General features: G+C 74.2%; 9 protein-coding genes and 2 riboswitches. Of the genes, 5 read left to right on the top strand and 4 right to left on the bottom strand.

Annotation, left to right across the window (positions count from 1 at the left end; genetic code table 11):
* Window positions 1-161: 161 nt before the first annotated feature.
* Complete coding sequence (locus FB455_RS04360; RefSeq protein WP_435589830.1) at window positions 162-926, bottom strand: thioesterase II family protein; 765 nt, start codon at window positions 924-926, stop codon at window positions 162-164.
* Between the two features lie 81 nt (window positions 927-1007).
* Between FB455_RS04360 and FB455_RS04355 the strand changes: the two genes are divergently transcribed.
* A complete protein-coding gene (locus FB455_RS04355) occupies window positions 1008-3158 on the top strand; it encodes an NACHT domain-containing protein (protein WP_145752310.1) in 2151 nt (716 codons plus the stop codon).
* 118 nt (window positions 3159-3276) lie between these two features.
* Window positions 3277-4914: an ABC-F family ATP-binding cassette domain-containing protein gene (locus FB455_RS04350; protein WP_013285796.1), complete on the top strand. Its 1638-nt coding sequence runs from the start codon at window positions 3277-3279 to the stop codon at window positions 4912-4914.
* Window positions 4915-4923: 9 nt separating this feature from the next.
* Here FB455_RS04350 and FB455_RS04345 read toward each other — a convergent pair whose 3' ends face one another.
* A complete protein-coding gene (locus tag FB455_RS04345) occupies window positions 4924-5940 on the bottom strand; it encodes a sensor histidine kinase (RefSeq protein WP_186466377.1) in 1017 nt (338 codons plus the stop codon).
* Window positions 5941-5948: 8 nt separating this feature from the next.
* The gene (locus FB455_RS04340; RefSeq protein ID WP_030268889.1) at window positions 5949-6647 is read right to left on the bottom strand and encodes a response regulator transcription factor; all 699 of its coding nucleotides are present in this window, start codon (window positions 6645-6647) and stop codon (window positions 5949-5951) included.
* A 101-nt stretch (window positions 6648-6748) separates the two neighbouring features.
* Here FB455_RS04340 and FB455_RS04335 point away from each other — a divergent pair, with 101 nt between their 5' ends.
* The 3 genes from FB455_RS04335 (at window position 6749) to FB455_RS04325 (ending at window position 8823) form a co-directional block, all read left to right on the top strand.
* The gene (locus FB455_RS04335; RefSeq protein WP_013477179.1) at window positions 6749-7315 is read left to right on the top strand and encodes a DM13 domain-containing protein; all 567 of its coding nucleotides are present in this window, start codon (window positions 6749-6751) and stop codon (window positions 7313-7315) included.
* 30 nt (window positions 7316-7345) lie between these two features.
* Window positions 7346-7552, top strand: a riboswitch (cobalamin riboswitch).
* A 131-nt stretch (window positions 7553-7683) separates the two neighbouring features.
* Window positions 7684-8196, top strand: a complete 513-nt coding sequence (locus tag FB455_RS04330) for an acyl-CoA thioesterase (protein ID WP_145752305.1) — start codon at window positions 7684-7686, stop codon at window positions 8194-8196.
* A gap of 3 nt (window positions 8197-8199) precedes the next feature.
* The gene (locus tag FB455_RS04325; RefSeq protein ID WP_145752303.1) at window positions 8200-8823 is read left to right on the top strand and encodes a LysE family translocator; all 624 of its coding nucleotides are present in this window, start codon (window positions 8200-8202) and stop codon (window positions 8821-8823) included.
* Window positions 8824-8914: 91 nt separating this feature from the next.
* Here FB455_RS04325 and FB455_RS04320 read toward each other — a convergent pair whose 3' ends face one another.
* Window positions 8915-9760 (bottom strand): PrsW family glutamic-type intramembrane protease, encoded by an 846-nt coding sequence (locus FB455_RS04320; protein WP_145752301.1) that lies wholly within the window; start codon window positions 9758-9760, stop codon window positions 8915-8917.
* Between the two features lie 120 nt (window positions 9761-9880).
* A riboswitch (cobalamin riboswitch) is annotated at window positions 9881-10095 on the top strand.
* Window positions 10096-10140: the final 45 nt, after the last annotated feature.

Genomic DNA, 10140 nt, shown 5'->3' with positions numbered 1-10140 from the left:
GAACACCTCGGCGCACGCGACAGTATGCCGCCTCGTCAGCGACGTCCCTTCGGCGAACGGATGGCGAACTTTAACACCGCTTCTCGGCCGTTCACCAGGTCGAATACCGGACATTGTGGAAGGTCCGGTACGGGTACGAGTCCTTACCCGTTCTTTGTCGCCTATTCCGCCACAGGGGTGTGACTGGCGACGATGTGTCGCATTAGGTCGATGATTTCCGGCAGATGGTCGGTAAGGAAGAAATGCCCGCCGGGAAACACGTGCCATCGCGGCTCGGTGACACATTCCCGGGCCCACCCCGCGGCCCGGTCCCGGTCCACGTGCTCGTCCCCGTCGCCGAGCAGCACGTGCACCGGCACCTCCAGCGGCGGCTCCGGACGGTAGGCGTACCGCTCGGACAGCGCGAAGTCGGCGCGTACCCCGGGCAGGATCAGCTCCATCAGGTCGCGGTCGGCCAGCAGCGCGGCCGGCGTGGCCCCGAAGTCGCGCAACGCCTCGATCAGACCGGCGTCGTCGAGGTCGTGCACGCGCCGCCGCACCAGCCGGGTCTGCGGCGCCTCCGCGCCGCCGACCAGCAACGCCAGCGGCGCGGGCGCGCCCCGGCGGCGCAGCTCCCGCGTCACCTCGAACGCCACGAGCGCCCCCAGGCTGTGGCCGAACAGCTGGAACGGCCCGGACGCCCGCTCGACGACGGCTGTCGCCAGCGCGTCCACCAGCTCCGCGAGGTCGTCCACGGGTGGCTCGTGCAGCCGGGCGCCCCGGCCCGGCATCAGCGCGACCTGCACCGACAGCTCCGGCGCGGCCAGTTCCCGCCACTGCGCGAAGGAGGCGGCGACGCCACCGGCGTACGGGAAGACGAACACCTGGGCGTCGCCGGTCGGGGAACCGGCCGGCCCGAACCAGCGGCTCGCACTCACCTGGGACATGGCCAGGAGCATAGGGCCGGAACACTCCCGGCTCGGCGGACGGGCCTGTGTGGACAGCCGGCCGGCTGGCACACTACCGGGATGCGACGGGGGGTCTGGTCGGTGCTGGCGATGCTCGTCGCGGCCGGGCTCGGCGCGTCGGTCGCCTGGCTGCCGAACGCCACCGACCGGCAGCTCACCCTGCTGCAGTCGGTCCTCGCCGTCCTGGCGGCCGGCGGGCCGATCCTGGGCTGGCTGTGGCGGCGCAACCACCGGGGCGCACGCCGTCCCGGCCCCGAGGCGCAGCGGGCGGCCGACGAGCTGGCCGCCGCCGTCCTCGCGCAGTGGAGCCGCGCGGCGACCGAGCGCGGGCTGTGGGCGCCGGTTCCGATCCGGGTCCACTGGCGGTGGTCGGACCGGCCGGTCACCGGGCCGGTGGACGCCGCCGCGACCGAGGGCGACCTGGTCCGGTTCCCGCCCCTGCCGGCCGTCCCGCCGGTGCGGGCGGCCGACCTCGCCCACGGCGACCTGCACGACCTGTTCCGGGTGTACGCGGGCCTGGGCTCCGGCCGCCTCCTGCTGCTCGGCCGGCCCGGGGCGGGCAAGTCGGCAGCGGTCGTCCTGCTGCTGATCGACGCGCTGGAGCACCGGCAGAGCCTGCCGGAGCAGGAGCGCGCACGGATACCCGTGCCGGTGCTGCTGACCGTGTCCGGCTGGGATCCACGCCGGCAACCGGTCGCCGACTGGCTGGCCGCCCGGCTGGCCGCCGATCACGATGTCCTCGGCGGGCTCGAACCGGCCCGCCGGCTCGTCACGGGCGGGCACGTGGCGCTCTTCCTGGACGGGCTGGACGAACTGCCGCCGGACCTGCGACCGGTCGCCCTGCGCGCGCTCGACGTCCAGACCACGTTCCGGCTGGTGGTGACGACCCGCAGCCGCGAGCTGGTGGAGGCGGTGGCCGCCGCCCGGCACCTCTCCGGCGCCGCCGCCCTGGAGCTGGAGCCGCTGACCGGCGCGGACATCGCCGCGTACGTCACCCGGAGCCGGACCCAGCCGTTGCCGCCGGGGTGGCAGCGGCTGGTGGACGAGGTGCGCGACCGGCCTGAGAGTCCCGTCGCGCAGGCGCTGCGCAGCCCGCTGATGCTGAGCCTGTTCCGGGACACGGTGACCACCGACGACGATGCCGCGGAGCTGCTCGACAGCTACCACAGCCGGGAGGCGGTGGAGGACGCCCTGCTCGACCGGGTGCTTCCCGCGGCGTACGCCGTCCAGCCCGGCGTGCCGGAGCCGCGCTACACGGCTGCGCAGGCGGCGCGCTGGCTCGGTCACCTCGCCCACCTGATGAACCGGGCGGGCAGCCGCGATCTGGTGTGGTGGCACCTGGCGTCGTTCACCTCCTGGGACCTGTACGCGGTCACGACGGTGCTCGTCACCGGTCTCGGCGCCGGACTGAGCGCGGGGTTGCTCGCCGGGCCGGCGTTCGGCATCCTGGCCGGGCTGGCGTTCGGGCTGGTGCTCACGTTCACCGCCAAGCTGTCCCGGGACGTGCTGATCGGCCGACGTCCGCTGCGGCTCCGCCGGATCAGGTGGAGCCGGGTCGTCAGCCGTCAGCGGATGGAGAGCGTGCTCGGCGCCGGGCTCACCGGTGCGTTGTTCCTGGGCTTCTTCGGGCTCCTCGTCGCCGCGTGCGCCGATGTCACAGGCATCGGGTCCGGCCGGGCCTTCCCGGTCTTCCTCGCCTTCACCGCGACCGGTTTTCTCGGTTGCCTCTCCCTGGGCCTGTACCTGGCGATGGCCGGCTCGGCGGGCGAGGACGACCCGGTGTCGTCGCGGCTGTCCTGGCGGCGGGACCTGTGGTCCGCGGTGGGCGGCGGCCTCTGGCTCGGGTCCGTGCTCGGTGTCCTGGGTGGCCTGGTGGGGCGGCTCGCCGGGTCGGCGGAAGGTGGCATCGCCTGTGGCATCGTCGGCGGCTTCCTGCTCGGCGTGACGTCCTCGCAGACCTGGCGCGCCCTGCTCGTCATGGTCGAGCTGCGCCGTACCGGGGTGGCGCCGCTGCGGCTGCTCCGGTTCCTCGACGACGCGCACCGCCGGTCGGTGCTGCGCACGGTGGGGCCGGTCTACCAGTTCCGGCACGCCCGTCTGCAGGACCGCCTGGCGACCGCCGCCGGTGCTACGGTGGACCGGAGTGATCCAGTGGCGATCAGGCAGGCAGGGAGACCAGACATGGCGGGTGACGACGACATCTCCGGGTGAGACCGGACATGTGACCGACCGCAGGCGAGCGCCGTGGTCGTGTCGTCGTACCCCGAGACCGTGTCCCCCGCCGGGCGGCTGAGGTCCGCCCGCCCTCATCTTCGAGGTCGTCTTCCTGATGTCCGATTCCTTCGTCGTCTGCTCGAACCTGACCTTCTCCTGGCCGGACGACACCCCGGTCTTCCAGAACCTCTCCTTCACCCTCGGCGGCGGCCGGACCGGACTGGTCGCGCCGAACGGCGCCGGCAAGAGCACGCTGCTCAAGCTGATCGCCGGCGAGTACCGCCCGGCCGCCGGGTCGGTGACCGTCGACGGCGTGCTGGGCTACCTCCCGCAGAGCCTGCCGCTGGCCGCCGACCTCACCGTGGCCGAGGTCCTGGAGATCGCACCGCTGATCGCGGCGCTGCACGCCATCGAGGCCGGCGACGCCGACGAGAGGCACTTCACCACCATCGGCGCCGACTGGGACATCGAGGAGCGCACGCGCGCGCAACTCGACCGGCTCGGCCTCGGCGGCCTCGCCTTCGACAGGCGCCTGGGCACGCTCAGCGGTGGGCAGGTGGTCTCCCTCGGCCTGGCGGCGCAACTGCTCAAGCAGCCCGACGTGCTGCTGCTGGACGAGCCGACGAACAACCTCGACCTGGGCGCCCGGCACCGGCTCTACGACGTGCTGGAACAGTGGCACGGCTGTCTGCTGCTGGTCAGTCACGACCGGGCTCTGCTGGACCGGATGGACCGCATCGCCGAACTCGATCGCGGTGAGATGCGCTTCCACGGCGGCGACTTCACCTCGTACGAGGCGGCCGTGCGGGCCGCGCAGGAGGTGGCGGAGAAGAACGTCCGCAGCGCCGAACAGGACCTCAAGCGGGAGAAGCGGGAGTTGCAGGAGGCCCGCGAACGGGCGGCCCGGCGAGCCGGCAACGCCGCCCGGAACCTGAAGAACGCGGGTCTGGCGAGGATCGTCGCCGGCGGCTTGAAGCGGGACGCGCAGGTGGCGGCGGGCAAGGCGAACGAGATGCACTCCGGGCGGGTCGACGACGCCCGGGCACGGCTGGACGAGGCCGAGCGGGCGCTGCGCAACGAGAAGACGATCACGGTGGAGCTGCCCGCCACCACCGTCCCGGCCGGACGCACGCTGCTGACCGCCGAACGGGTCCGGGTCCGGCACGGTGAGCGGTCGCTGTTCGCCGCCGACGGTGTCGACCTGACGATCCGCGGTCCGGAGCGGATCGCCCTGCTCGGCGACAACGGCGCGGGCAAGTCCACGCTGCTCCGCCTGATCGACGGCGACCTGGAGCCGGAGAGCGGCCGGATCACCCGCGCGGACGGCCGGATCGCGTACCTGTCGCAGCGGCTGGACCTGCTGGACCTGGACCGTACCGTGGCGGAGAACCTGGCCGCGTTCGCGCCGCAGGCCCCTGACGCGCAACGGATGAACCTGCTCGCCCGCTTCCTGTTCCGCGGCCCGCGCGCGCACCTTCCGGTCGGGGTGCTCTCCGGCGGGGAGCGGCTGCGCGCCACGCTCGCGTGCGTGCTTGGCGCCGAACCGGCCCCGCAGCTCCTGCTGCTCGACGAGCCGACGAACAACCTCGACCTGGTCAGCGTCGGGCAGTTGGAGAGCGCGCTGCACGCCTACCGGGGCGCGCTGCTGGTGGTCAGCCACGACGAGCGGTTCCTCGCCGCGATCGACGTCGGCCGCTGGCTGCGCCTGGCGGACGGGCGCCTGGTGGAGACCGGTCCCCCGGACGCCGGCTGACCGGCCCGGTCAGACCGCCGGCAGGCGGACCACGAACCGGCACCCGCCGGTCACGTTGTGCGCGTGCACCCGCCCGCCGTGCGCCTCGACCAGTCCGCGCACGATCGCCAGACCCAGCCCGCCGCCGGCCGGTGCCGCCTCGTCGGCGCCGGCCGGTGCGGGGGTACGGGCCCGGGTGCCCCGGAACGCCACGTCGAACACCCGGGGCAGGTCCGCCTCCGGAATGCCGCCGCAGGTGTCGGAGACGGCGAGCCACGCGTCGGCGTCGTCCCGTCCGGCGTCGATGCGGACAGTGCCCTCCGGTGGCGTGTACCGCACCGAGTTGACCAGCAGGTTCGTCACGACGCGGGCGAGTTCGGCCTCGGCGGCCCGGACGGTCGGCCAGCCGGTCTCCGGGGCGAGCACCCGGACCCGCCGGTCGGCGGCCAGCGGCGCGGTGGCGGCGATCGCGTCGGAGACCACGTCGCCGAGCGGCACCGGGGACAGCGCGGGCCGCAGCGCTCCGGCGGTGATCCGGGACAGCTCGAACAGGTCGTCGACCAGGCGCGTCATCCGGTCCGTCTCGACCCGGATCCGGCGGTGGTACTCGGCCACCGCCGCCGGCTCGTCGACCACCCGGTCCTCCAGCGCCTCCGCCATCGCCCGCAGCCCGGCCAGCGGCGTACGCAGGTCGTGGGAGACCCACGCGACCAGCTCGCGGCGGCCGGCCTCCAGCTGCCGTTCCCGCTGCCGGGCCTGGTCGGCCCAGACCGCCGCCTGGGCGAGGCGGCGGGCGAACGCCACCCCGACGGCCAGGCTGAGCGCCGCGGACGCCGCGACCGTGACGAGGACGACCTGGAGGTCGTGCGCGGACAGGAACATGGCCTGGGCGACGGCGGTGACGCCGGCCGTCACCGAGGCGATGGTGACCGCGAGCAGCACCGCGATGTGCGCGAGGATCGACCGGTGGCGCACCAGCCGCAGCGCGCCGACGCCGAGCGCGCCGACCGCAGCGCCGGCGAGCAGGGCGTAGAGCCCGATGACCATCAGTTCGTTCACCGGGACGCCTCCGACGGCTCGTACCGGTAACCGACGCCCCACACGGTGACGATGCGGCGCGGCTGCGCCGGGTGGTCCTCGATCTTCTCCCGCAGCCGCCGGACGTGGACGGTGACTGTGGACTGGTCGCCGAACCGCCAGCCCCACACGCGGTCCAGCAGCTCGGCCCGCGACCAGGCGCGTCCCGGGTTCGCCAGCAGGAACGCGAGCAGGTCGAACTCCCGTACGGTCAGCGACAGCGGCTGCCCGCCGCGCTCGGCGACGCGCCGGTCGGTGTCCGCGGTGAGGTCGCCGTCGCGCAGCACCCCTGTCGGTCCCCGGTCCTGCGGGGCCGCGCGCCGCAGCACCGACCGGATGCGCAGCACGAGTTCACGGGGCGAGAACGGCTTGGTCACGTAGTCGTCCGCGCCGACCTCCAGCCCGGCGACCCGGTCGGCCTCGTCCCCGAGCGCGGTGAGCATGACGACGGGCAGGCCGGGCAGCCGGCGCCGCAGCCGCCGGCACACCTCGATGCCGTCGAGACCCGGCATCATCAGGTCGAGGACCACCAGGTCGGGTGGCTCCTCCTCGGCCGCGGCGAGCGCGTCCGGCCCGTCGAAGGACAACCGGACCCGGCAGCCGTCCTGTTCGAGGTAGCGCCGGACGACGTCGCTCACCGTCCGGTCGTCGTCGACGACGAGCACGTAGCGCCCCATGGGCCAGACGCTACCCATCGGCGTCCCGGTGCGGCGGCCCGCGGTCGACCCGTAAGCGGACGGAAAGATCTTTCCGCCGGCTACGAGCCTACCGTCGGAGCATGGGCAGAAGACGTGTGGTGTCGTCGGTGCTGGCCGTGGTGGCCGTCACCGGCCTCGGGGTGAGCCTGTACCTGTTCCAGCCGTGGCGGCTGGTGACCGACCGCGAGGTACGCGAGACGCTGCCCACTGTGGCGGAGCCCTCACCGGCGCCGGCCGGCACGACCGGCTCGTCGCCGACCGGCGCGGCGCCCGCCGACGTGGTGCTCGCCGCCGGTGACTTCGTCACCCACGAGCACGACACGTCCGGCCGGGCGCAGCTCGTCCGTCTCGCCGACGGCCGCCGCCAGCTGCTCCTGCGCGGACTGGACACCTCCGACGGACCCGATCTGCGGGTGTGGCTCACCGACCGGAAGGTGCTGCCCGGCCGGGCCGGCTGGCAGGTGTTCGACGACGGCCGCTGGGTCGAGCTGGGCCGGCTCAAGGGCAACATCGGCGACCAGGCGTACGACATCCCGGCGTCGGTGGACCTGGACGGTCTGCGCAGCGTGTCGATCTGGTGCAAGCGGTTCGCGGTGTCGTTCGGCGCGGCGCCGCTTGCCGCTGTGACGGGATCGGCGCCGGCCTGACGCCTGTGCCGCCGGCCTCGGACGCTGGGCTACGCTGCGGGAAGCGCTGGTTCACCCGGTCGGCGACGGCCGGGTGTCGTAAGAGGGAACCCGGTGGGAATCCGGGACTGCCCCGCAGCGGTGAGTGGGAACGACAGCCGTCAACAGCACTGGGCCACGGCCTGGGAAGCGACGGCCAGTAGGCGACCTCGTGTCACGCCCGCGAGTCCGAAGACCTGCCCGCGTCGCGCGTACCACCGGTGCGCGCCGCCGTCGACCTCGCGGGTGGGTCGGGCGGGTGACACGTCGTACGCAGGGCCGTCGGCGTGTCCTCGACGTGCACACCCCGGCCGGTCGGCGGTCCGCTTCTGCGAGGACGGAACCGCACAGTGCCCGACACCATCATGCTCACCGGCCGACCACCGTCGGCCTCGCACCTGACCCTGTCGCAGATCATGGACCAGCACCACACCAACCTGATGGGCACGGTCCACGGCGGGCGCATCCTCAACCTGATCGACTCGGTCGCCGGTGTGGTCGCCGCCCGCCACTCCGACGGCCCGGCCGTCACCGCCGCCATCGACGAGACCGCCTTCCTGCGGGCGGTACGCGTGGGGGACGTGGTCCACGTGGACGCCCGGATCACCTGGGCCGGCCGCAGCTCGATGGAGGTGGCGGTGAAGGTCAGCGCGGACCGGTGGGACCGCGCGGTGCCGCCGGTGGACGTGGCGACCGCGCACCTGGTGATGGTGGCGGTGGACGACGACGGGCAGCCCCGGCCGGTGCCGCCGTTGCACGCCGAGACCGACGGCGACCGGCGGCGCTACCGGGAGGCGCAGATCCGGCGCGAACACCGGCTGGCGCTGCGCCGGGCGCTGCTCGACGGCGCCGGGGAGGGCTGACCGGTGCTCGGACTGTCGGCGACCACGCTCGCGGGTTACCTGGCCGCCATCGTGGTGCTCATGCTCACCCCGGGGCCGGACATGATGTTCGTGCTCGCCAACGCCAGCCGGTACGGCCCACGGGCGGGCGCGGTGGCCGCGCTCGGGGTCGCCGCCGGGGAGGCGGTGCACGTCGCCGCCGTGGTGGCCGGGCTCGCCACGCTGATCGCCGCGTCCCCTGTGCTGTTCACCGCGATCCGGTGGGCCGGTGCGGCGTACCTGATCGTGCTGGGCCTGCGGGCGCTGCGCGGCACCGCCCGGCCCGGCGCACCGGCGGACCGGCCGGACGGCGGCGCCGGGCGGGCGTTCCGGCGCGGGCTGCTGACGAACCTGCTCAACCCGAAGATGATCCTGTTCAGTGTGGCGTTCCTGCCGCAGTTCGTCCGGCCCGAGGCGGGCCCGGTGGCGGCGCAGCTGGTGCTGCTCGGGGCGCTGTTCGTCGCGGTGCAACTCGCCGTGGACCTGGCGCTCGGGGTGGGCGCCGGGCGGTTCGCCAGGCGGTGGGGCGACAGCCGCTGGTCACGGCGCGTCGACCGGCTCTGCGCTGTCGCCTTCGTCGCGCTCGGCGTCCGGCTGGCCGCCGGCTGAGACGCACCGGGGCGCGGTGCGGGCGTCGGCTGGTCGGGGGTCGGCAATGCCCGGGCCGGTTGATCGACTCCATCACGCCGAGGTGGCGGCATCAGAAGTGCTCCGACCCCGCCACCTCGGCGAACTGGCGATGATCATGAGGCCGGTCCCGGTTCGGCTCCGCCGGCGTCCCGGACGCGGGCGGCCGCTCGCGGTCCAGGTGCAGGCGCAGCAGCACCCAGCCCAGCGACACGGCGCCGATGAACACGTACGCGGGCTGGGTGCCGAACGTGTCCCAGCAGGTGTGCAGCGTGACGGCGGCGGCGAAGGTGAGCAGGAACGCCGCCAGCTTCCGGCCGCCGGGCGCGGCGGCGAACGTGAACAGCGCGGCGGCGGTCAGCCCGGTCCAGGCCAGGTGCGCGGCGGGCGCGGTGAGACCGCGTACCAGCAGCGTCCGCTCGACCGAGCCGAGGTTGCCCTCCGACCCGACGAACGCGGCGAACGCGTAGCCCATGGTCTCCAGCGCGGCGAACCCGGCGCCGGAGGCCACGCCGATCACCAGGCCCTGCGCCGGGGACGGGTGCCGCCGCCACAGCAGCAGGATGCCGGCCGGCACGATCAGTTTGGCGGTCTCCTCGGCCAGGCCGACGAGCGCCATCGGCAGGACGCCGAGGCGGTGCAGGGTGCCGTACTCCAGCCAGCCGGCGGCGACCACGCCGACCACGCCGCCGAGGAGCGCGGCGACGCCGACGACGGAGCCGGGGACCGGGCGGCGGGCCGGCCGTCCCTGGGCGAAGGCCAGGAACGTGGCGGGCGCGACGCACGCGCCGAGCACGATCAGCGCCGGGACGAACGTGACGGTCCCGGTGCCGGCGAGTGTCTCCAGCACCAGCAGATGAAGCCCGACGCCGACGAGCAGGACCGCCACCCACGCCCAGCGGCGTCCGGTATTCCCCATACCGCCGAGTATCGCGCCCGCCGGCTCGCGCCGGAATCGGGGGTAGGCACTGTGGACAGTGAGATCATTCCGACACGCCGACACGACATCTGGTGTTGCACGCAAGCCCTCACCGCCATATATGGTGTTGCCGCAGCTGGTTCGGCCGAACCCTCCGGGGCGGGGCCGAGGCAAGAGGGAACCCGGTGGGAATCCGGGACTGCCCCGCAGCGGTGAGTGGGAACGACAGCCGTCAACAGCACTGGGCCACCGGCCTGGGAAGCGACGGCCGGTAGGCGACCGGCGACCCCGGTCGGGCCCGCGAGTCCGAAGACCTGCCAGCGCGCCGTACGCCTCCGCGTACGGCGGCCGGAGGTCGCGCGGGACGACCGACGCCAGCA

This window comes from Micromonospora sp. CNZ296 (assembly GCF_007827635.1).
Note: the sequence above shows the minus strand (reverse complement) of the source record. Positions and strands in the feature narration are given on the sequence as shown.